Here is a 23503-nt window from a genome sequence, read left to right on the forward strand (position 1 = left end):
GATCGAATGGTGATGAACCGCCGACAGTTTGTGACTTCCTCCGCCGCGATTGCTGGGCTCGCCCTCACGTCACCGCGCTCCACTCTGGCCCAAGTAAGATCTGCCTCGGACCTACGCGTCGCGGTTATTGGGGTGAAGGGCCAAGGAAGCGGCCACATGGGGAACCTCTCAAAAAACCTGGTGGCGATTTGCGACGTCGACCAAACTATTCTCAACGATCGCGCCGGCGAGTTTCGTGCGGAGACCGGCCGCAAGCTGGAAACCTATAGCGACTACCGCCGACTGCTGGAGAATCAAGACATCGACGCGGTGTCGATCGCGACGCCGAACCACACCCACTCGCTGATCGCGATTGCCGCCATCAATGCGGGCAAAGACGTGTATGTCGAGAAGCCAGTCTCACACAACGTGTGGGAGGGCCGACAACTATCCGCCGCCGCGCGCAAAAGTGGACGCGTCGTCCAGTGCGGCACTCAGTCGCGTTCGAGTCAGGCGTTGCAAGAAGCCGTGAAGTGGGTCCGAGGGGGCGGTCTCGGCGAGATCCGGTACGCGCTGGGAACCTGCTTCAAGCCACGGCAGTCGATCGGCAAGCTCGACTCGCCGCTGACAATCCCCAGCAGCGTCGATTACGACCTATGGTGCGGCCCCGCCGAAAAGGTTGACCTCTTCCGACCCAAGCTGCACTACGACTGGCACTGGGACTTCAACACCGGCGCCGGCGACATGGGCAACCAGGGCATCCACCAGATGGACGTCGCCCGTTGGTTCCTCGGCGAAGATGGCGTCGCGCCCCGCTGCGTAAGTATTGGCGCCCGGCTGGGCTACGACGATGCCGGAAACACCCCTAACACCCAGGTCGTATTGCACGATTATCCGACAGCGCCGTTGATCTTCGAGACACGAGGATTGCCCCGCTCAAAGGCGGGCCAGCGGCGGTGGGGCGACTCGATGGACCGCTTCCGCGGCAGCCAGATCGGCGTCATCGTTCAATGTCAGGACGGCTACGTTCATGCCTCGAACGACTACGAGAACGCTGCGGCGTACGACAACCATGGCAAAGAGGTAAAAAGCTGGCGAGGCGGTGGTAACCACCATGCCAACTGGCTGGAGGCCGTCGCGGCCCACGACCCGAAACTCTTGAATGCCGAGGTCCGCCAGGGGCACGTCTCGAGCGCCCTGTGCCACATCGGGAACGTGTCGCATCGACTTGGGGAACAACGAGCCGCCAGCGACATCGCAAACGAGATCGCCGGAAATGCGCTGCTGAGCGGCGCATTCGAGCGTATGGCGAGCCACCTGCGCGCAAACGAGATCGACGTCGATGGCGCTCCCGGAGCCCTCGTCATGGGGCCCTGGCTAGAGATCGACCCGAAATCCGAACAGTTCAAGGGCAACGCCCAGGCGTCCAAGCTGCGGAGCCGCGACTACCGTTCCGGGTTTGAGATCCCCGAGGTCGATTCAACCGTCTAAATCACCGGCTCGTTTCGACCTCTCAACTGAATTCGTGTGCAATGCGCATCCCCGGCACAAGTCTGCGTCAAGCCGCCGTTGTTGGTGTGGCAACGTACTTTTTCAGCGCCGTTGCGCCCTCATTTGCTGACGCGGTCGCGGTTGAGTCTGCCGAGGAGGAGTCGGCCTACCGAGCGGCCATCATGCAGCGTGCTTCGAAGATCGTCGCGCCGCTCGCAATCGATGACGCCGATCAAAGCACACGTGTCACGAGGCTTATCGCCGATCAATACCGCTTCCTTCGCGGCGCACACGCTGCGCGAGACGCTCGTTTGGCAGAATCCAAGACGGCAAGAGACGGGAGTGTGGCTCAACGTGAGAAAGCTATCCGAGAAGAATGCGACCGCGAAGTGGTCCGCCTCCATCGACGGTTTATTGCGAGACTCGGCGCGGAGCTCACGCCCCAGCAAGTTGACGATGTCAAAGACGGCATGACGTATGGGGTCGTACCGATCACCTATTCAGCCTACTGCGAGTTACTGCCCGGCTTGTCCGACGACCAGAAGCGGGAGATCCGTAGCAACCTGATCGAAGCGCGAGAATACGCGATGGACGCAGGATCGTCAGACGAAAAGCACGCGACGTTTGGCAAGTACAAGGGACGCATCAACAACTACCTATCTGCGGCTGGCTACGACCTCAAGCAGGCAGAGAGCGAGCTCGTACGTAGACGCGGCAAGTAGTCTGTCACAAATTCGGCACAAAGGCGCACGATGACCGTTGTAACCCCCGTCGCTCGAGCCACACGCCCGATGATTGCCGCTTGTTTGGGCGTCTGCCTTAGCGGCTTAGCCGAAGCACAGTACCCGAAGATCAGCTCCGAAGTCGCCGCAGAGACCCAGCGCCGGCTTGACGAGGTCTACCGTCGCTCCGATGAGGCGTGGCAGCGAGCCCTTCCCGCTGTCCAAGCGGCCGAGAAGGAGGGCAAACCCTACATACCTTGGGCCGCCAAGCCGGAAGACTTGCCGCAAGCCGAGATCCCCGCATTCCTCGGCGCGCAGGGGGGAGGGATGTACGCCTTTGGCGGACGTGGCGGCCAAGTGATGACCGTGGAGAACCTCAACGACAGCGGCCCGGGCAGTTTCCGCGAAGCGCTGGAGGCGGGGGGGCCCCGTATCGTGGTGTTCAACGTCGCCGGGATCATCCGGCTCAAGAGCCGCATCATCGTCCGCGCGCCTTACCTCACCATCCACGGCGGCAGTGCGCCGGGCGACGGCGTGTGCATCGCCGGGGACACGGTCGAACTAGAGACGCACGACGTCGTGATCCGCCATATGCGATTTCGCCGCGGAGCGACCTGGGTTGGCGACCGCAACGATTCGCTCGGAGGCAATCCGGTCGGCAATATTATGATCGACCACGTATCCGCAAGCTGGGGGCTGGACGAAAACCTATCGATGTACCGTCATATGTATCACCCCCCCGATGGGAGCAAAGAGTTGAAGCTGCCCACCGTGAACATCACGATCCAGGATTCGATCTTCAGCGAGGCGCTCGACACCTACAATCATTCGTTCGGCAGCACGCTGGGCGGGTACAACAGCTCCTTCCACCACAACCTGTGGGCGTGCAACACCGGCCGCAATCCAAGCGTCGGCATGATCTACGACTTCAATTTCGCCAACAACGTCATCTACAACTGGCTGCATCGCACGGTCGACGGCGGAGACCACCGCAGCTTCTACACGATCGTCAACAACTACTACAAACCCGGACCGGTCACGCCAACGGACGAGCCGATCGGACATCGCATCCTCAAGCCCGAGGCGCGCCGCAGCCCCTACTTTCTCCCCGATTTTGGCAAAGCGTACGTCGCCGGCAATATCGTTGAAGGCAACGACAGGGTCACCGCAGATAACTGGGACGGCGGCGTGCAGGTAGAGATCGACCCGCCGCGGGAGCCCCTCAAGAAGGGCGTCACCGTGCCGACACAGGAAGAGCTGCTCACGCAGATCCGGGCCGACAAGCCCTACCCGCGCGCCTACATCGACGTCCAACCGGCGGAAGAGGCCTACACCTACGTGCTGGCGAACGCCGGGGCTACCCGCCCCGTGCGAGACGCGGTCGATAAGCGGGTGGTAGAGATGGTCCGCACCGGCACGGTGACCTACGCCGAGAGCAAGGGGATCATCACCGACATCGCACACGTGGGGGGCTACCCCGAGTACGCCGGCACGCCCTACACCGATACCGACAGCGACGGAATGCCTGATGATTGGGAACTGAGCAACGGGCTCGATCCGCGCGACGGTTCAGACGCCTCCGGTGACCTGAACGCGGACGGGTACACGAACATCGAAGAATTCCTGAACGGCGCCAACCCGGCCGCCCCAGCCGAAAAGCCCGAAACGCCACGCACCTATGTCGATCTGTTCTGGAACAGCTAGACCGCTTGGTCGCAGGCTAACCTCCATTGCCGGCGCCGGCGTTGCGTTGGCCTGCGTATTGGCGTCTTCGCTGACCTCGGCCAAGACCCCGTGGATCGTTCTCGGGCCCGATGATGCGCAACCGTACGTCGACACGCTCAACGCCAATGACAAAGAGGACGTCGTCAATCTCGTTCCGAACAAGCATTCGCTCCGTTGGATTACGGAGAATGCGCCGCTCTTCGACTGCCCATCGACGCGGCTGGAGGAGGTCTACTACTTCCGCTGGTGGACGTACCGGAAGCACATCAAGCAGACCCCGGGGGGCCGGGTTCTGACCGAGTTCATCACGCCGGTCAGCCACGCGGGCCATCACAACACGATCGCGTGCGCGTTCGGCCATCATGTCGCCGAGGGACGCTGGCTGTGGGATCAGGCGTTGTTGGATGATTACGCCCTGATGTGGTTTCGCTCAGGGCCAGGCGGCGGCCCGGCGGAGCACTTCCACAAGTTCAGTAGTTGGGCAGCCGCTGCACTCTACGACCGCTACCGGGTGAACGGGAACGAGGCGTTCTTAATCGACCTGCTAGAAGACTTGGTGGCCGACTACCGCACGTGGGAAGCCGAACGCCGCCTTCCGAGCGGCCTGTTCTATCAATTCGACGTCCGCGACGGTATGGAGGAGTCGATTAGCGGCGACCGGCACGCTAAGAACATCCGGCCAACGATCAACTGCTACATGGCCGCGAACGCGCGGGCCATTGCCAGCATCGCAGCGCTGGCTGGCCGTGCCGAGCTGGCGGAAGAGTTCTCGAGCAAAGTTGAGGCCTTGACGGACCTGATCGTCGAATCGCTCTGGCACGCCGACGCCGAGTTCTTCAAGGCCCGGCTCGAGACGGGGGGGCTTTCCGACGCGCGCGAAGCGATCGGCTTCATCCCCTGGACGTTCGGGGTTGCGGGTCCGGAGCACGCCGCGGCCTGGCGCCAGATCAAGGACCCGAACGGCTTCTGGGCGCCATGCGGGCTGACAACCGCCGAACGGCGACACCCTGAGTTCCGCAGCCACGGCGTGGGGACTTGTGAATGGGACGGGGCGGTCTGGCCGTTCGCGACCAGCCAAACGCTGGTTGGCCTAGCCAACCTGCTGCGCGGGCCCGAGCAATCCGTGGTGACGCGCGACGACTACTTTGAGCAATTGGTGCGCTACGCAACCTCGCATCAGCAAGACGGCAAGACGTACATCGGCGAGTATTGCGATGAGACAACTGGCGCGTGGCTGATCACGGGCCCCAAGGCCCAGCGGAGTCGCTTCTACAACCACTCGACATTCTGCGACCTGGTGATTGGCGGGCTGGTGGGCCTCGTCCCCCGATCCGACAACACGATCGAGGTTTCCCCTCTGCTGCCCAGCGGCGTCTGGGAGTGGTTCTGCTTGGATGGCGTTCCCTACCACGGCCACAGCATCACCGTAATTTGGGACAAGTCGGGCGAACGCTACGGACGGCGCGCCGGACTGACCGTCTGGTGCGATGGTGAACAGCTCGCCAATCGGAAAGAGCTAGGCAGGTTGACCTGCGAGATCCCCGCCAACGACCAGGCACACCTCACGGAGTAAGTTGAGTGACTCTTTCCCCCTGCCACCTTAGATCGTGGGCCACCGCCGCAGTTCTGGCCGTAGCAGCAGGAACTGCCTCGGCAGACCCGCAAGGCACTCCACTGGAGCTGTGGTACGACCAGCCCGCCAAAGCATGGACCTCCGCGCTACCGATCGGCAACGGCAGGCTAGGGGCGATGGACTTCGGCGGCGTCACCGAGGCTAGGTACCAGTTCAACGAAGACTCGCTCTGGACCGGCGGTCCCCACAGCTACGCCCATCCGGGCGCCGCTGAAGCGCTGCCGCAGATTCGGCAGCTCTTGTTCGAAGGCAAGCAAAGCGATGCCCAGGACTTGGCGACCCGTCGCTTCATGTCACAGCCTATCGGCCAGGCGAACTACCAACCGTTCGGGGACGTCACCCTCAAGTTCAACACGACCACGCCTCCGAGCAACTACCGCCGTTCGCTCAGCCTTGAGAGCGCCACCACAACTGCCCGTTTCGACTCGGGCGGAGTGCGCTACACCCGTCGGGCGTTCGCCAGCTTTCCCGATCAAGTGATCGTTATCGAGGTCGAGACCGACAAGCCAGGAACGCTCGAGTTCACGTCGGCAATCAGCAGCCCCCAGCCAAAGTGGGAGACGACTGATCCAGACGGCGCCACGCTGCTGCTCACCGGTCGGGTGCGCGATGACAATCTTCGCGACGCGGATGTTTCGGGTCAGACCCGATTTGCGGCCCACCTGAGGATCGGCTCGACCGATGGCCAGATTGCGTCTACCGACAAGCGCTTAACGGTGACCGGTGCGAGCCGCGCCACGCTTCTGCTATCCGCCGCAACGAGTTTCGTCAACTTCCGCAACGTCTCCGCAGACCCTGTCGCCCGCAGCCTCGATCATCTCGAAGCTGCTTCTGGAAAATCGTTCGACCATCTCCACCAAGCGCACACCGCCGACCACCAGCGGCTATTCGACCGTGTTGGTCTCGATCTTACCGGCGACTACGACGCATCGCTCCCCACGGACGACCGGGTCCTCGCTAGCCACAAGAACCCCGATCCTCAGCTCGCGGCGTTGCTGTTCCACTACGGCAGGTATCTGATGATCGCCTCGAGCCGCCCCGGCGGGCAGCCGGCCAACCTGCAGGGCCTCTGGAACGATTCGCTCACGCCTGCGTGGGGCAGCAAGTACACCGTAAACATCAACACCGAGATGAACTACTGGCTGACCGAGCCCTGCAACCTTCCCGAGTGTGAAGAACCCCTGTTCGCGGCGCTGGCCGATCTCGCGGAAACGGGCGCCGACATCGCCCGCCAGCAATACGCGGCGCCCGGTTGGGTGCTGCACCACAATTTCGACCTCTGGCGCGGCGCGGCGCCGATCAACGCCTCCAACCACGGCATCTGGCCGATGGGGGGCGCCTGGTTGTGCAGCCAGATGTGGGAACACTTTCTCTACTCGGGTGACGTGGGGTTCCTGCGCGAGCGGGCCTACCCGTTGATGAAGGGCGCCGCCGGGTTCTTCGCGGCTTACCTAGTTGAGGACCCCCGCCAGGATTCAAATCTGCTAATCAGCGGGCCCAGCAACTCTCCTGAACAAGGCGGGCTCGTGATGGGCCCGACGATGGACCACCAGATCGTCCGCGAGTTGTTCGCAAACACCATCGAAGCGAGCGAGCTTCTGGGCGTCGACTCGGGCTTCCGAGACCGGCTCCGCGAGCTGCGAGCTCGCATCGCGCCGAACCAGATCGGCAAGCACGGGCAACTGCAGGAGTGGCTCGAAGACGTCGACGACCCCAGCAATCAGCACCGTCACGTCTCGCACCTATGGGGGCTCTATCCAGGCAGCGAGATCTCTCTAGACACGCCAGAGTTGTTCGCGGCCGCGCGGCAGTCGTTGGAGTTTCGAGGCGACGAAGGCACCGGATGGTCGCGGGCATGGAAGATCAACTTTTGGGCCAGGCTCCATGACGGCGACCGCGCCCTGCGCGTGCTCGACGGGCTGCTGACGCTAACCGACTCGCCCAAGACGGGTTACCGCGGCGGCGGGGTCTATACGAACCTCTTCGACGCTCACCCTCCGTTCCAGATCGACGGCAACTTCGGCGCAACCGCCGGGGTGTGCGAGATGCTCGTGCAGTCGCACCGCCGAACCCCGGATGGGGTGCGGATGATCGAGTTGCTGCCGGCGCTACCGGTGGCATGGCCCAGCGGGAGCGTTACGGGCCTGAGGACGCGCGACGGCTTCGAGGTGGACGTCGCTTGGCGAGTCGGGCGGATGACGCACGCCCGCGTGTGCTCGCACCTCGGCAGGCGGGCGCTGCTTTGCCGGGACGACCGCCAGTCGCCGATCGACTTGGCCGCCGGAGATTCCGTCGAACTGGACGGACAGCTTGCGGTCCTTGCCTCCAACGACCCAGAGTAACCCACCCCCATTCAACCTCTTCAGCACGACATGCACCCATTGATCCGCAGTTTCGGCTTCCTGTTCAGCCCCATGCTCCTCGCGCTGCTCTCGGGCGCCATGGCCGTGTCTGCGCCTCCATCGTGCGAGCAGTGGGGTGTGTTTGAAGTTGAGCTTGAGGGCCCCGCTACAGGCAACCCGTTTCTCGGCGTCGAGTTGAGCGCGACCTTCTCGCACGACGACCAGTCGATTACCGCCGCCGGCTTTTACGACGGCGACGGCGTTTACCGGGTCCGCTTCTCGCCCCCCAGCCAAGGGAAATGGAAGTACCGCAGCGCCAGCAACGCCGTAGAGCTGGACGGCAAGAGCGGCGAGTTCGAGGCGACGGCGCCCGGCGCGGGCAATCACGGACCGGTGGAGGTCGCCCATGAGTTTCACTTCGCCTACGCCGACGGTTCGCCCTACAAGCCGATCGGCACCACCTGCTACGCGTGGACGTCGCAACCCGAATCGCTCCAGCGGCAGACCTTGAAGACGCTGTCGGAATCGCCCTTCAACAAACTGCGGATGTGTGTTTTCCCCAAGCGATACACCTGGAACCAGAACGACCCATCGCTCTACGCGTTCGAGGGGACGCCCCCCAACCAGTGGGATTTTTCTCGGTACAATCCGAAGTTCTTCCAACATTTAGAGAAGCAGATCGTGGAGCTCGCCAAGCAGGGCGTCCAGGCCGACCTGATCTTGTTGCACCCCTACGACGACGGTCGGTGGGGCTTCGACCGCATGAGCGACGACGCGGACGACCGGTATCTGCGATATGTGGTCAGCCGTCTGGCGGCCTATCGCAACGTTTGGTGGTCGCTCGCGAACGAATGGGACTTCATGAAACACAAGCAGGAGTCGGATTGGGACCGCATGATCCAGGTGGTCTCGGATGCCGACCCCTACCGGCGCCTGACGAGCATCCACAATGGCTACATTCTTTACAACCACAACAACCCGCTGCTGACGCACGCCAGCATTCAGAACGGATCGGCCGCGGAAGAGGCGGGGCGGGCGGTGCTGTACCGCGACGCGTATCGTAAGCCGATTGTGCTCGACGAAGTAAAATACGAGGGGGACATCCCGCTGCGCTGGGGCAACCTTTCGGCCGAGGAGATGGTGCACCGCTTCTGGGAGGGGACCGTGGCAGGGTGCTACGTCACCCACGGCGAGTGCTACCTCAGCGACGACGACGTGTTGTGGTGGGCCAAGGGGGGCGTCCTCAAGGGTGAGAGCCCGGCGCGCATCGCCTTTCTACGAGACGTGCTACTGGGCTCGCCCGCGAGCGGGCTTAACCCGATCGACAAATGGCAGGCCCCCAACATCTGCGGCAAGCCGGCGGAGTACTACCTTGTTTACTTCGGGACGAGCCAACCAAAGACGTGGGAGTTTTCGCTGCCGCGGCACGAGCTCGAGGACGGCATGACGTTCAAGGCTGAGGTTCTGGATACTTGGAACATGACGACGACCCCTGTCGACGGGGAGTTTCACGCCAAGAGCCACAGCCAGTACGAGTTCAAAGACGCCGAGGGCCGATCGATCGACCTGCCCGGCAAGCCGTACATCGCACTACGCATCACCCGTGCCGACCATGAATAGCCCAATGCGAGCGCGCTTGTTTGCAGCCCTGTGCGCCGTCGCCTTGCCGGCGGCAGCGACGCGGGCCGAGGGCCTGGCGATTGTCGATACAGCCCGCAGCCCCCACGCGGTGGTAAGGCCCGTCGGGGTTGAGGAGGTCCGCTGGACCGACGGGTTCTGGGCGGCGCGGACCAAGGTGTTTCGAGACCGATCGATCCCCGCGATGTGGGAGGTCATGCGGGGCACGCGGTACAAGCCGTTCCTGCAGCACTTTCTGATCGCTGCTGGCAGGGCGGAAGGTGACTACCACGGGGCGGCGTGGAACGACGGCGACTTCTACAAGTGGATCGAGGCGGCCTGCGCGTCGCTGGCGGTCTCGCCCAACACGGACCTCGAGCAGGCCGTCGCCGAGTCGGTCGACGCCATCGCAGCGGCCCAGCGCGACGACGGCTACCTGCACACCCCGGTGCTCATCGCCCAGCGGAACGGCGACCCCTCCGCCCGTCCATTTGCCGATCGGCACGACTTCGAGGTGTACAACATGGGTCACCTGATGACGACCGGGTGCATCCACTTCCGCGCTACCGGCAGTCGCGAACTGCTAGACGTAGCGGAGAAGGCGGCGGGCTTCCTCGAAGACGCCTTCGCCAACCCCACGCCCGAATTGGCCCGCAACGCGGTCTGTCCCTCACACTACATGGGAGCGGTCGAGCTCTACCGCACCACCGGCGATTCCTGCTACCTGAGGTTGGCCGAGAAGTTTCTCAGCATGCGGAACCTTGTCACCGACGGCGGCGATGACAACCAGGACCGCATCCCCTTCCTCCAGCAGAACGAAGCGGTCGGCCACGCAGTGCGGGCCAACTACCTCTACACGGGAGCGGCCGACCTTTATCTCGAAACGGGCGACCCAGAGCTTTGGGCGCCGCTCGAGGCGGTTTGGGAGAACGTGGTGGAGAAGAAACTCTACGTCACGGGCGCGTGCGGCGCCTTGTACGATGGCGCATCACCGGATGGCTCCGAGGCCCAATCACAGATTAGCCGCATCCATCAGGCCTACGGCCGCAACTACCAGCTCCCCAACACGACCGCGCACAACGAGACCTGCGCCGCGATCGGCGCGCTGATGTGGAACTGGCGGATGTTCTCTGCCGCGGGCGAGGCCAAGTACATCGACTGGCTAGAGCTGGCGCTCTACAACGCTGTCCTCTCTGGCGTCAGCCTTGAGGGGACCGAGTACTTCTACGTCAATCCGCTCCGACGCGTCGACCCTGAACCGACGGAGCTGCGTTGGTCGCGCACGCGTGAAAAGTTCATCGTGTCGTACTGCTGTCCTCCCAACGTCTTGAGAACGATCGCGGAGCTCGGCGCCTACGCCTACAGTAAGTCGGAAGTCGGCGTGTGGGTGAACCTGTACGGCAGCAGCTCCCTCAACACGCGTGTGCACGGCAATCTGCTGCGGATTACGCAAACGACCGACTACCCCTGGGACGGCGATGTTGGGCTGACGATCGACGCGTGGGAAGGAAAAGAGCTGACGCTCCACCTACGGGTCCCCGGCTGGGCATCCGGCGCCAAGATCCTTGTGAACGGCGAAGAAGTAACCTACGGCAAGGCCGGGGGCTACGCTGAGATCAAACGCCGCTGGCGTGCGGGAGACACGGTCCGGTTCAACCTGCCGATGCCGGTGGTGATGCTTGAGTCCCACCCCTTGGTGGAAGAAACACGCAACCAGGTTGCCCTGAAGCGTGGGCCGATCGTGTACTGTTTGGAGTCGACCGATCTACCAGATGGCGTCGACCTCCCGACGGTGGCGCTCCCGCTGTCGTCACGGATCACGGCGACCTACAAGTCAGACAAGCTGGGCGGGGTTACCGTGCTGGAGGCAGAGCTGCTTGCCCGCGACCCAGAGTCTTGGAAATCACTTTACCGGCCGTTGAGCGGCCAAAAGCCGCGACCGCTGCGTGGCGAGTTTGTGCCCTACTTCGCGTGGGGCAATCGCGGCAAATCAGAGATGACGGTCTGGCTGCCGCGCGACTAGTCCTTCAGTGGCGTGATCCAAAGCACCGGCTCTTTAGGCCTTAGGCTCGTGCGGCCTGCCAGTCTTGCGGTTTCCTCGGTCGTCTGACCGCTCTTGGGATTGATCCACGTCAATCGATAATCTGCGGTCGTCCCGGGAAAGTCTACCGCCAGCCGGTCGTTGCCGTTCAGTGCGTAGAGCAACCGGCTGCCCTTTGGTCCAACCAGTTGCAACACATATTCGTCATGCGACTCCAGGGGCCGCATCCAAACGAGCTGCCGGGCAAGACCCTCCGGCAGCGGCGGCACATCGGCGAGCGATCCTCCCCCCATCAGGCTGGCCCAGCCATCGTTGTCGCTGCGGCAGTACATACCGGCGAAGTAGGTTACTGCCTTCTGGGGGTAGAGGATGCGGTACTCGCGGACGGCGCGGGCGATCGAAGCGGGGTCGGCCGGTTTGGGGTTCATCTGCCGAAAGTGCTGCCGCGGGGCGAGGTTCACGCCCCCCGCCGGGGCGTACAGCCCCCCCTCTCGGTCGTAGCACCAGTAGCGGATGTCGATCACGTCCACGACACTCCGCCAAGGCTCGTGCTTCAGAAGTTCGTCCTGCACGTCTTTCGTAGCGGCCAGCGCGACCAGTGGCTCATTGCCCGTCTCGTCTTTCCATTGCCGCACAACGTCGAGCCAGAACCGCGTAAACTCCAACGGGCCGGTGTACTCCGCGCCGATCGAGTGCAGCACGTTATTGCTGCCCGCAAGCGCTTCGAGGCCGTGACGGATCTGCCCCTCGTGGAGGGCGCGCCGGCGTTCGTCCGTGACGTCGTAGAACTGCTCGGCGAGGAAGATCCGCTTGTCGCCCACGTACGGGGGGGGCTCCGGTAGCCCCGTGTCGTTGACGTTGTTGGCGGGCCGCCAGGGACAGTCTGCCCAGTGGGCGCCCGCCTCCAGGATGTTGTGTTGAAAGTAGTGCTGGTGGATCAGCACCAGGCCGCGCTGGTCGCAAAGCTCGGCGAACCGCGCCAGCCGTCCCCAGTACCAAGGGTTGAACCTGGTCAGGTCGTACTTGCTGAGCCCATCCCAGGCGGTCCCTTCCCCGGTGCGGGCGAAAGGCTGCTCGAAGAACGGCGGCGTCACGGCGCCGTCCGCGCGGCGGACCATCAGGTGGTCGTCGCGGCGGCGGTCGTACCACAACCCGTAGTGGTGGTCGTACGCCACCTCGCCCCGCTCGGCCATCCGATCGGCGACCGATTCTAGCTCGTCGGTCAGCCCCTCTCCGTAGCGTCCCGGGGCAAACCGCGTGATCGACGGGCCAAACTCCGCCGCGTCCTGCGACCGGATCGTCCCGCGCCACCAGGTCGGGTTGACATGCCCACCGGTCATCACCTTGCCACCGAGCGTCAGCCAGCCGTTCACCACACGGACCGCAGGCGGTGCTTCCGATTCTTTCTCAGCCGGCGTCGAACTTGGAATCGATTCTCCATGCGCGGCGTCTTCTATCTCGCTCCGATGGGCGCGCCGCATCCGTGCTTCGATCAGGCCTCGGAGGGTGGGGGTGCGGTGCGTTGAGCTCGCGACAAACTTTTCCGCCTGCTCGACGGTAGGGTTGGTTGACTCAACCGGGTCGAGCAAGAACGGCCCTGCCGCCTCGGCGCGTGCTTCTCCTAACCGGTCGCCGACCTGCGTCTGGTAGAGGCTCAACGGTTTGACGAACTCGCTTTGTCCAAGGAACACGGCGTCGCCAAAGGGTTCCGCCCAGTAGCCCAGCACCCAGTTCTGCGCGGTCGGGGGGTTGAACGCACGGATCACCGAGGCCTGGCACTGCCAAAGCACGCAGTTGGCGGCCGACCAGCCCGCGCCGGCCGGCTGACCCCAACGGTTGACGATGCACAAGTCGGCGCCGTCGATGCGCACGTTGTCAAAAAGCACGCCGCTCGCCCAGCTCTCTAGCGGGCCGCTGTCTCCCCTCGCACGCGCAGCGTAGCAGTTCACGAACGCGTTCGGACCGGGCGCACAGTGGCCCACGCCGAAGTCGTGAATGCCCTGTTCGGCGAAGCATCGCAAGAATAGCGTCAGGCCCCCGTTGGTCATGTAGTTGTGCCGACGGTACCCCCCCGGTTCCGAGACGGGTGACAACGCGAGGCAGTCCTCCACAGTGACGTGCCGAGTGGCGTCGCGCAACAGCACCGCCCCTCCGGCGAAGCCCTCAAACCTAACCCTGCGCACCCACAGGTCTTCGGCATGGTTGGCCACGACGCCGTACCAACTGTGTTCTTCGTCGCGGGGATTCGCCGCGTCGCAGTCGGAGCGTAGTGTCAGGTCTTCGATGCCTGCCCCCGTTACCCGATCGGTCGGAGCGTGCGTCTGGATCGTGCCGCCGCCAAACCGTTCTTCGATCGCGGTGGTGATCGGCGCGTCTAAGGTTACGACTGCCCCATCCACCGATTTGATGATCCGCTCCCAACGGATGTCGCACCTCCCCGCGCGCCAACCGACGCCGGTAGCGCGGGCGCCGAGCGCAGCGATCCACGCGTCTGTGGAGGGCCGGACGACCACGACACGATCGCCGGTCTGAAGACCGTGGTTCTGTTCCAGCCGCAGCCGAGTGGCGCCAACCGGGACATAGGCGTCCGCAATCGCCACAGGCTTACCGCGAGAGCCGGATGCCTCCTGTGGGCCCTGACGCCCGATCCGGACAAGCGGGCGGCGGCCGACGCCCTTTGCGATGATCGTCGTCCCTCCCGCTGCTGCGCCTGCCCCCCGCAGCACCACGCCGCTGGCTGTCAGACGCAGGTCGTCTGCGACTTGATACTCGCCGGCCCGAAGCAGCACGGCGCCCCGGAAACCGGCGTCGTCTGGCTGGAGTGCGGAGACGGAGTCGATCGCGGCTTGAATCCGTCGCCCGTCTTCTCTCGCTTCCGGCGATAGAAAAATCTTCACTGCGGGCGAAGGGATCGGCCGGTCGCCACCCGCGTAGCCGCAGGAAGAAAAATCGGGTACGCGGTTCCCCAGTTCATCGGTCGCGTACACCAGCTTGCCGTTGTCGTCTGGACGCACGGGCCAGTCCGGCGCGCACAGCGCTCCCTGCGATCGCATGAGGACCGTGATCAGGTAGCAGGCGAGTAGGGAATGCCGCCGGGAGTTCTTCATGGGGTTCGTCCTATTGTGTCTCATCAGCCTCGACATCCGTTAGGCTTGGCGAAACGGGACGCCTTCGCCAGAAGTTCGCCAGCAACGATCCGGAGACGTTCATCCAAGCGATAAAGATCGCCGCCGGCAGTCCGAGCGAGCCGAGCTTCCCCATCGCTACGGCAAGCCCGGTAGCCATGCCGCCGTTCTGCATGCCCACCTCGAATGCGATGGTGCGGGCCGCCTGTCGGTCCATGCCTAGTGCGCGGCTCGCCCAGTACCCCAGCCCGAAGCCTAGCACGTTATGCAGCGCCGCGGCCGCGACAAGGGTCGCGCCGACCGCGAACAGGTACTCCCGGCCCTCCGCGGTGGTCATTCCGGTGACACAGATGATGCCCGCCATCGCTACCGCGGGCATCCAGCGGTCCAGCGACTCCCAGACCAACGTCGCTCGATGGTAGAGCGTCCCAAAAGAGAACGCGCCAAGGACCCACATCAGCAGCTCAACGTACAGTGCGGAAGAGTTGGCCGTTCGGGGCCAGACGCCCGCATGCCAAGCGATCGGCGCTGCCACGCCCAGCAGCGCCAAGCCCCAGATGACGCGCCTGCCGGCGGGGCTGGCGTGCTTCAGGTAGTCGTGGATCAGCGCCGCGCCGATCGGCACGGCCACGATCTTGATGATCGAGGCCATCATGCCTACGAAACTGACCACGACGGACGTCCCTTCGAGGAATGTGCTCGCGAGCGCCCACATCCAGAACGGAGTAACCACCGGCGCCAGCAGCGTGGCGATCGCGGTCAGAGTGATCGACAGCGCGAGGTCGGCGCGGGCTATGTAGGCCATCACGTTCGACGACAAACCGCTCGAGCAGGAACCGATCAGCACCATCCCTGCGGCCAGCTCTGGCGGAAGATCAAAGAGGATGGCCAGGCCGAATCCCACCAGCGGCATGATGGTGAACTGACAAACGAGCCCCACCGCGACCGGCCACGGCTGCCGCGCCACTCCGGCGAAGTCGCGGAGGCTCATCTGCGTCCCCATGCCGAACATCACCGCCTGAATCAACACTAACAGCAACAACTTGTAGTTGGCCGAGTCGGACGGGAACGGCCGAAACACCCAAGGCGCCAGCATGGCCGCGACCACGGCCGCAACGATCCATGCCGTGAACTGGAAGGGGCGCAAAGAGCGGATGGCGACGACCCCCACCGCAAAGGCGACCGCAGAACAGATCGCTGAGGTCCGCCACAACTCCGCGTTCTGAGTCGCGAACCCGACCGCGACGCCGATCACCGCGAGCAGAGCGCCGCCGAGGCAGACGCGTTCAAGCCGGTGGGTCCAATCAGGAATCACAGCACGCTCGCCAAGTAGTCGATCGCGATCGGAGGGCTGGTGAGGATTGGCGCCCGCCCGGCGTCTGGCGGCAGGCCCTCCGCGACCCGAGCCATCGACGCCTGCGCCAGCACGATGACGTCGACGCTGGTGGCGAGCTCTTTCAGCGCATCGGCGACCATTGCGTCGTGAGTTTCGGGGTCGCCCCCCATCAGCGCCTCGAAGGCGCCTTTACATAGTCGCGTTGTGAGATCGATCGTCGATCCCTGGGCCGCGGCGCGCCGCTGGATCAGATCGGCCGTGGGGCCGAGCGTGGTGGAGAGCGTGGCGGCGACCCCGATCCGGCCTGCGTGGCGGACCGCTTGATCGGCCATCGGCTGGTCGACCCGCAGCACCGGGACGCCGACGAGCTTTGCAGCGGACTCCACCGCCGAGCCGATCGACGAGCAAGTCACTAGCACGAAGTCCGCCCCCGCGGCCTCGGCCGCCTCGACGTGGCCCGCCACGCGGCGCGAGACGCTCGGCGTCAGCTCGCCACAGCGGATGACCTCTTTGATGAGGCTGTCGTCCGCGATGTTGAACACCTCCACGCCGGGCAGCTTGTCGCGGCACAACGCGGCGAACACCGGCACCAGCGTTGCCGAGGTATGGATCAATCCGAGGGTCTTCTTCGACACGCTAATCCTCTTCTGCTGGGGCGCCTTGAGCAAACGTCACGAAGTAATCGGGGCGACCAACCTGCCCCCCTTTGAAAGCCATCTCCAGCCCGTCCACGCCGGCCCGAGAGGCCCAAACGCGGCAGAGCGGCGCGCCGCGCGATTGCGATTCGATCATCTCCAGCGAAGTAATCCCCATCGCACGCGCCGCGTAGCTGGATGAGTCTCCCCCCGCGAGGCAGGCCCGACGGACGCAAATCCTAGAAACGCAGCCGGCAAGCACCGTTCCCAGCGCACCGCCCAGGGTGCTGGCGACGCCCCCTTCCCGCGGCGAGACACCGTCCCCCTCTGCGTGCGGACCCCGCGTGGTGTGAACGATTACGCTACGCCCCGCTTGGAGTCCTGCCACGGCAACATCGATCACTCGATTGATCTCACCCTCGGCGCTCTGCTTGCACATTAGTCGCGGTGCGTTCATGGGCGCTTCAACAAACCCGTGGGTCAGAGCGAAGTCGATCTGCTGGGCGGCAACGGGCGAACGGCTGCCCGACGCGACCACTACCGGACCGCAGAGGGCGTTCTCAGCCCGGCTCACGGTACCGATGCGATTGCTGGTTGGACCCCATTGAGCAGCGAGCGCCGTCTCAATGCTCGAGGAGCCGACAGAGAAGCAGGGCGAAGAGTTGTCTGCGTAGGCGTCGATCAAGCGACCGATGGTTTCAATGTGCCGCTCGGTGAGGGCATCAAAGAGGACGATCGACGGCCCCGTTCGCAGCAGGTCGCCGAGCGCCTTCGCCGCCTCGGGCCTGGGCAGATCAAGCTTGCGCATGTCGAACAGGCCGATCGCTTTGTCCGTTTGCCGGGCCAAGTGGCGCCGCAGATCGCTTTCATCCGCCGGCGTGGTTGGGTGCTGCCGCATCGCGGGGTGACGGTCGAGGCGGTGGACCTCCCCACCGCTGCCGATGCCGACTTCAGCAAACAGGTTCCCGAAAACGCACCATCGCCCCAGCAGCGGCGCGCCAACGACCAAGGGCACAAAGGGCGAATCAAACACCCCGGCCGCGATGTCGATCACCCGGCCGATGCTCCCGATCTCGGGGGAGGAATCGAACGTAGAACAGACCTTGTAGTGGACGTGCCTTGGGTTGAGCTCGCGGAGCGCCGTGAGGACCGGCCGCACCTCTGCGTCCAGCTCACTTGTCGGCAGCGCCCGCGAGCGCCCCGCCACGCCGATCGCATCGAGCCCCGGCATCGCGGCTAGTTGGTGTGTGGTGGGGGGATCGAGGAACAACCGCGTCCGCATCCCGGCGGTGGCGAGGCACTCCATCGCATCGGTCGAGCCGGTAAAGTCGTCGCCGTAGTAGGCGATCTTGAGCTCGGATTGTTGAGACGGTACAGACAAGGCCGTTAAGAACCCTAGGGTTTCCGTTCGGACGGCGTGCGCTTGGCCGCGCCGCCAAAAGCCGCGAGGGACTGGGCAAGCTCCGGGCTTCCCAACGCGGCTTCTTCTAATGATAGTCCGGCGACGGCCGCGTCCCACGCCTGATTCAGCGCGCGGACCCCGCTGGCCGGGCCGCCGGGGTGCGCCAGGACGCCCCCACCGGCCATGTAGAGCAGGTCGATCGTCCTGGTGCGGCGGTAGGTTTCCGGCGCTTGGCCACCCCACTGCCCCGAGCTGACTACCGGGAGCGCCTGGTAGCCGCCGAACATGGGTCGTCGGAGCGCTTCAATCGACCGCACCACCGAGTCGTCGGGCTCCCAGAACTTGTTCTGGATGCCATTGACGTGAAGCTGATCGACCCCCACCAACCGCCAGATCTTCTGATAGGCCGCGAAGTCCATCCCCAGCATGGGGCAACGATTGAGCATTCCCCAGCCGTTGCGGTGGCCGTGGATGGCGAGCTGACCGCGGTCGCATATACGCTTCGAGGCCACCGGGCCCACGCTATTCAGGCTAATCATCGCCGCGCTCCCGCCGGCCTGGACTACCGTGTCGTAGTGCCGCAGCATCGCGTCGAGCTCGTCCGTGATGTTGAAGGCGACCATCACCAGTTTGCCCGTGCGCTGCTGATGATCGCGGACCACCCGCATCACGGCGGCGACCCGATCGTCGAACGGTGAGTGCGGCGGGTTGGCCATCAGCTCGTCGTCCTTGATGAAGTCGATGCCGGCGTCGACGAGCGTCTGCACCAGCGCCGCCGTGTCGCTCGGCGAGAGTCCGACACTCGGCTTGATGATCGTGCCAATCAGCGGGCGATCTACCACGCCCGCCAGCCGCCGCGTCCCCGCGACCCCAAACCTCGGCCCCTGGTAGTGCTTCTGGTACTCGGAGGGGAACTCGAGATCGAGCAGCCGCAGGCCGGAAAACTGTGAAAGCTCGTAGAGGTTGCCCTGCACGGTTGAGATGAGCGTAGGGAGGTTGAAGCCGATGTTCTCTAGCGACCAGGAGACCTCGATCTCCGCCCGTTGAAACGCGCCGGCCCCCCCGCGACAGCCGGGCAGGCTTGGCTCGCCGACCGACTCCAAGAGCTCAATCTGCTCCACACGGGCCGAAAAACGCTGCTTCAGCGCATCGGTCTCGCCAGGGACTGCAACGAAGGTGCCCGACGATTGCTCGCCCGCAAGCACGGCCGCTGCGTCTTCGACCTTCAGCGGTGTTTCGACCAGGTAGCGGGCGTGCAGTCGATCGGTCATGGCTACTTTTCGCTCCTGCTTACACGGTCAATGGCTACGGCGACCAGGATCACGGCGCCCTTGATCACCTGCTGCCAATTGGGCGACACGTTTTCGAGGGCGAGGCCATTGTTGAGGATACCAATGATCAGGCACCCAAGGACGGTGCCGAGCACCGAGCCGCGTCCTCCAGACAGCGAGGCGCCGCCGATAACAACCGCGGCGATCGCGTCCAGCTCGTCTGCGACGCCGGCGTTGGGTGTCGCGGAATTGACACGGGCCGTCATTAACAGCCCCGCCACCCCGGCGAGCCCGCCGCAGGTGGTGTAGGCCAGCAGTTTCACCCGCCTGACGTCTACGCCGCTTAGTTCGGCCGCGCGCTCGGCGCCTCCGACGGCGTACAGGTGGCGACCGAACCGGGTGCGCATCGTTACAACCCAGAACAACAGCACCAGCCCCGCCGCGACCCACACCGGGACCGGGACGCCGAGCAATCTCCCCGTGCCGAGCTGGGCAAAAGACTCGCCGAGCCCGGTGATCGGGTGACCGCCGGTCCACAGCATGGTGAGGCCACGTGCGATGCTGAGCATGCCCAGCGTCGCGATAAACGGCGGGAGCCCGAACCGCGTGATGGCGAGCCCGTTGAAGCAGCCCGCCGCGGCCCCCACAAGCACGCCGGCGGTGATGGCCCCGGCGACGGTAAACGACACGTGCATCCCGATCGGCTCGAGGTCCAGACCAGTCTTTAGCAGCCCCGCCGCGACCGCGCCGGCAAGCGCCAGCACCGATCCGACCGAGAGGTCGATCCCCCCCGACAGGACCACCATGGTCATGCCGATCGACAGGCATAGGTTCACGGAGATCTGGCGGAGCACGGTCAGGCTATTGTCGACGGTCAGGAACCGGTCGTTGGCCAGCGTCAGCCACAGCACCAACAGGGCGAGCGCGATCAGCGATTGCAGCGGAGCGATGCGTTGCCGGATAGTTGTGGCCATGCCTAAGCCGGTTGTCGGGGTGTCGATTTGGGCAACGCGGCTTGAAGCAGCGCGTCTTCGGTTGCTTCTTCCCGCAAGAACTCGCCGGAGATCCGTCCTTCGCAGAGAATCAACACGCGGTCCGCCAACGCGAGCACCTCGGGGAGTTCGGACGAAACCAACACGACCGCTAGCCCCTGGGCGGCGAGGTCGCCGATGAGGCGGTAGATCTCTCCCTTGGCGCCGATGTCGATCCCGCGGGTGGGCTCGTCGAGCAACAGCACCTTAGGCCTGGCGGCAAGCCACTTCGCCAGCACCACCTTTTGCTGATTGCCGCCGCTCAGGTTTCGCACCTTCTGGCGGAGCGATGGAGTCTTCACGGCCATCCGATCGGTGAACTCACGTGCTACGCGTTGCTCGCGGGCCGGACTCAGCAGCCCCACACCGTACCCGCGATCGCGTAGGGCCAGGCAGATGTTGTCGGTAACGCTCATACCCAGCACCAAGCCCTCGGACTTCCGGTCCTCGGGCGCTAGGGCCATCCCGGCGCGGATGGCGCTGCGGGGCGACCTGAGATCGATCTGTTTCCCGTCAACACAAACCACGCCGGAGGCCCGTCGCGGATAGAGCCCAAACATGCACTGCAGCAGCTCCGTCCGGCCGGCTCCCATCAGCCCGAATAGGCCGACTACTTCACCCCGCACAACCGAAAAACTGATGTCATCGAGACGTGGTAGCAGCGAGCGTCCGGTTCCGGACATGGCAAGACGTTTGACTGTGAGCAGCGGCGAAGACCCCATCGGCGCCGGGCTCTTGATGCTCGGAAGCGCGTCTCGACCCACCATCAACCGCACCAGTTCATCGTGCGTCGTGCCCGCGAAGGGCTTCGAAGCGATGAAGCGACCGTCGCGAAGAACAGTAATGTCGTCGGCAATTTTGGCGAGCTCCTCTAGGCGGTGCGTGATGTACACCAACCCAACACCGTCGTCCTTCAGGCAGCGGATCAGGCGGAAGAGCGCCGCGGATTCTTGACCGGTGAGCGCCGAGGTGGGCTCGTCGAGGATCAACACCCGTGAATCGCACGTCAGAGACCTTGCGATCTCAATTACCTGTTGCGATGCAATCGAGAGCTGCTCAACGCGGGTACTAGGGTCGACTCTCAACCCAAGGCGGGCTAGCAGGGCCACGGCGTTGCGTCGCATCTTGCTGTAATCGACTAGCCCGAAGCGATTGAGCGGCTCGCGGCCGAGGAATAGATTCTCGGCAATCGAGAGCGATGGAACGAGCGTCAGCTCTTGGTGGATGATCGACACCCCCGCGGCGTGCGCCTCGCGAGGGTTGCGGAACCGCACCGGCTGGCCGTCCAGCAGGACCTCGCCAGAATCGGCCTGAAAGACGCCGGCCAGTATGTTCATCAGCGTCGACTTGCCGGCGCCGTTCTCGCCGAGAACCGCGTTGAGCCTCCCCCGGCGGACCAGCAACCGAGCGCCGTCGAGGGCCCGCACCCCGGGGAACGACTTGCAGATGCCACGCGCCTCAAGCACCGGCGGGGGTTCGTCGTTGGGGGCTGCTTGGGGCACGGCGGCGGCTACTCAAGCTCGATTGAAACGGGGGCCGCCTTGAGCGGGCGTGCAAAGCGCTGGGGGTCTTTGACTTCGGCGCACGCGACGAAGCTCAGCCGCCTTCCCGGCCGGGCGCCTTCGGCAAGTGGGTAGGCCGCCTTCCGCTCCGCAATCCGGTTCAGCTCGGCCGACAGGTCGTTAAAATCCTGTGAGTTTGCGACTTCTTTCGCTTCAACCATTCCCGGAGCGTCACGGACCGCGTTGCCAAAGATCGGCCCGGTCTGCAGCACGATGTCGGCGGCGTCGCCGTCGCCGAACGCCACCGCTACGCCGGCGCGGTCGACCGACACGATCCGTCCCCTGCCCTGCACGAACAGCATAAACCCGCGGCTTACACCAACGGTGCGGCCGATCGCCTCCCGTGCCTGGCCCGGGTCGCTCTCGATTGCGTCCAGCGCATCAGACGCCTCGTGGGCCCGAGCAAACCTGGGGGTCAGGGCTTCGGACCAAAGCCGCTCAGCGTAGGCACCGGCCTCGAACTCGCCGGATTTCTCATTGGACGCGCTGGCGTCGAGCCGCGTAATGTGGACCAGCGGCACAAGCCAAAGCAAAACGCCCAGCAGCGCAAGCCCGATCACCCAGCGAAGCACCTCCGCCATGCTTACTCCTTCGCTCCATAATCGCCGTAGCGAGAAACGTTCTCAGCGGTCACCAGCTCGACCGCGACGGGGATCGATTGTTCGAAGTCCCGCTTCCCTTTAAGCCACTGGTCCGCAAACTCGGCCGCCTGCTGGGCCATCTTCTTGGGGAACTGCATCGCCGTGGCGGAGATCTTTCCGTCGGCAATTGATCGGACGACGTCTTCGGCACCGTCGAACCCGAAAACCTTGATCTGGTCCTTCTTGCCGGCAGATTCAATCGCCTGGTAGGCGCCGAGCGCCATCGCGTCGTTCCCACAGAACACGGCCCGGATGCCGGGGCTGCCCTGCAGGATGACCTCCATGACTTCGAGACCTTTGGTGCGATCGAAGTCGGCGCTCTGCTGGGCGACCATCTTCAATCCTTGATACCGATCGACAACGGAGTGAAACCCCTTGGATCGGGCGCTGGTGTTGTTGTCGCCGGTAAGACCCAACAACTCTGCGTACGTTCCCTCCTCGCCGACGACCTCTACAAAGTACTGGGCGAGTTCGACGCATCCGGCATAGTTGTCGGAGAGGATCTGCGCGGCCGCGGCGTCGGTCGCGTTGATCTCGCGGTCGATACAGAACACCGGGACGCCCTTGTCCTTGGCCGTTCGGACATTGGCGACCGAGGCTTCCGAGTCGACCGCGTTGAACAAGATGGCGCCGTAGCCCGCAGAGAGGACGTTCTCGAAGGTGGCCGCCTCCTTAGCAACGTCGTTCTGAGAATCGTAGATCACCGCCTCGTGCCCCAGCTCTTCCGCGCGCGATTTGGCGGCCTCCGCCAGCACAACGAACCAAGGATTGTTGAGCGTCGAAACCACGACCGCGATACGGCCATGCTGCGCGTTCTCGGCGGCGCCGTGGTCGACGTCCATCGGCTTATCGCCCCCCCCGGGCTCAGCGCAGCCCGTGGTGACGACCATCAACCAAAGCAGCATAAATGCGGCAGGATATTGAAAAGTTTTCATTGTGAGATGTGCGGA

Annotated in this window: 16 protein-coding genes; 7 read left to right on the forward strand and 9 right to left on the reverse strand. The window is 64.3% G+C overall.

Annotation, left to right across the window (positions count from 1 at the left end; translation table 11 throughout):
* Window positions 1-12: 12 nt before the first annotated feature.
* The 7 genes from Pla175_RS18780 to Pla175_RS18810 all read left to right on the forward strand — a co-directional run bounded on the left by Pla175_RS18780 (window position 13) and on the right by Pla175_RS18810 (window position 11532).
* Window positions 13-1470: a Gfo/Idh/MocA family protein gene (locus Pla175_RS18780; RefSeq protein WP_197526980.1), complete on the forward strand. Its 1458-nt coding sequence runs from the start codon at window positions 13-15 to the stop codon at window positions 1468-1470.
* 41 nt (window positions 1471-1511) lie between these two features.
* Window positions 1512-2192 (forward strand): DUF3826 domain-containing protein, encoded by a 681-nt coding sequence (locus Pla175_RS18785; protein ID WP_145288836.1) that lies wholly within the window; start codon window positions 1512-1514, stop codon window positions 2190-2192.
* Window positions 2193-2261: 69 nt separating this feature from the next.
* Window positions 2262-3896 (forward strand): pectate lyase family protein, encoded by a 1635-nt coding sequence (locus Pla175_RS18790; RefSeq protein ID WP_197526981.1) that lies wholly within the window; start codon window positions 2262-2264, stop codon window positions 3894-3896.
* 58 nt (window positions 3897-3954) lie between these two features.
* Window positions 3955-5490 (forward strand): MGH1-like glycoside hydrolase domain-containing protein, encoded by a 1536-nt coding sequence (locus tag Pla175_RS18795; protein WP_197526982.1) that lies wholly within the window; start codon window positions 3955-3957, stop codon window positions 5488-5490.
* A gap of 5 nt (window positions 5491-5495) precedes the next feature.
* The gene (locus Pla175_RS18800) at window positions 5496-7892 is read left to right on the forward strand and encodes a glycoside hydrolase family 95 protein (protein ID WP_145288839.1); all 2397 of its coding nucleotides are present in this window, start codon (window positions 5496-5498) and stop codon (window positions 7890-7892) included.
* 30 nt (window positions 7893-7922) lie between these two features.
* Entirely contained in the window at window positions 7923-9512 is a 1590-nt protein-coding gene (locus tag Pla175_RS18805) for a DUF5060 domain-containing protein (protein WP_197526983.1), read from the forward strand.
* A gap of 4 nt (window positions 9513-9516) precedes the next feature.
* Complete coding sequence (locus tag Pla175_RS18810; protein WP_145288842.1) at window positions 9517-11532, forward strand: glycoside hydrolase family 127 protein; 2016 nt, start codon at window positions 9517-9519, stop codon at window positions 11530-11532.
* Here the strand turns inward: Pla175_RS18810 and Pla175_RS18815 are convergent.
* From Pla175_RS18815 to Pla175_RS18855, 9 genes are read right to left on the reverse strand one after another with little or no spacing between them, the layout of a single operon-like run.
* Window positions 11529-14657 carry a DUF6298 domain-containing protein gene (locus Pla175_RS18815; RefSeq protein ID WP_145288845.1) on the reverse strand — a complete coding sequence of 1043 codons (3129 nt, stop codon included), beginning with the start codon at window positions 14655-14657 and terminating at the stop codon, window positions 11529-11531. The genes Pla175_RS18810 and Pla175_RS18815 overlap by 4 nt on opposite strands.
* A 10-nt stretch (window positions 14658-14667) precedes the next feature.
* Window positions 14668-15990 carry a bile acid:sodium symporter family protein gene (locus tag Pla175_RS18820; protein ID WP_197526984.1) on the reverse strand — a complete coding sequence of 441 codons (1323 nt, stop codon included), beginning with the start codon at window positions 15988-15990 and terminating at the stop codon, window positions 14668-14670.
* Entirely contained in the window at window positions 15987-16646 is a 660-nt protein-coding gene (locus Pla175_RS18825; RefSeq protein WP_145288848.1) for an aspartate/glutamate racemase family protein, read from the reverse strand. The genes Pla175_RS18820 and Pla175_RS18825 overlap by 4 nt, the downstream gene beginning before the upstream one ends.
* Window position 16647: 1 nt before the next feature.
* On the reverse strand, window positions 16648-18027 hold the full coding sequence (locus Pla175_RS18830; protein ID WP_145288851.1) for a four-carbon acid sugar kinase family protein: 1380 nt from the start codon (window positions 18025-18027) through the stop codon (window positions 16648-16650).
* 14 nt (window positions 18028-18041) lie between these two features.
* Window positions 18042-19319 (reverse strand): ribulose-bisphosphate carboxylase large subunit family protein, encoded by a 1278-nt coding sequence (locus tag Pla175_RS18835; protein WP_145288854.1) that lies wholly within the window; start codon window positions 19317-19319, stop codon window positions 18042-18044.
* Between the two features lie 2 nt (window positions 19320-19321).
* Window positions 19322-20293, reverse strand: a complete 972-nt coding sequence (locus tag Pla175_RS18840; RefSeq protein ID WP_145288857.1) for an ABC transporter permease — start codon at window positions 20291-20293, stop codon at window positions 19322-19324.
* Between the two features lie 2 nt (window positions 20294-20295).
* Window positions 20296-21852 carry a sugar ABC transporter ATP-binding protein gene (locus tag Pla175_RS18845; RefSeq protein ID WP_197526985.1) on the reverse strand — a complete coding sequence of 519 codons (1557 nt, stop codon included), beginning with the start codon at window positions 21850-21852 and terminating at the stop codon, window positions 20296-20298.
* A gap of 8 nt (window positions 21853-21860) precedes the next feature.
* On the reverse strand, window positions 21861-22493 hold the full coding sequence (locus Pla175_RS18850) for a DUF2291 family protein (RefSeq protein ID WP_145288860.1): 633 nt from the start codon (window positions 22491-22493) through the stop codon (window positions 21861-21863).
* Window positions 22494-22495: 2 nt separating this feature from the next.
* Entirely contained in the window at window positions 22496-23488 is a 993-nt protein-coding gene (locus Pla175_RS18855; protein ID WP_231953966.1) for a D-ribose ABC transporter substrate-binding protein, read from the reverse strand.
* Between the last annotated feature and the right edge of the window lie 15 nt (window positions 23489-23503).

The organism is Pirellulimonas nuda, from assembly GCF_007750855.1.
Lineage (GTDB): Bacteria > Planctomycetota > Planctomycetia > Pirellulales > Lacipirellulaceae > Pirellulimonas > Pirellulimonas nuda.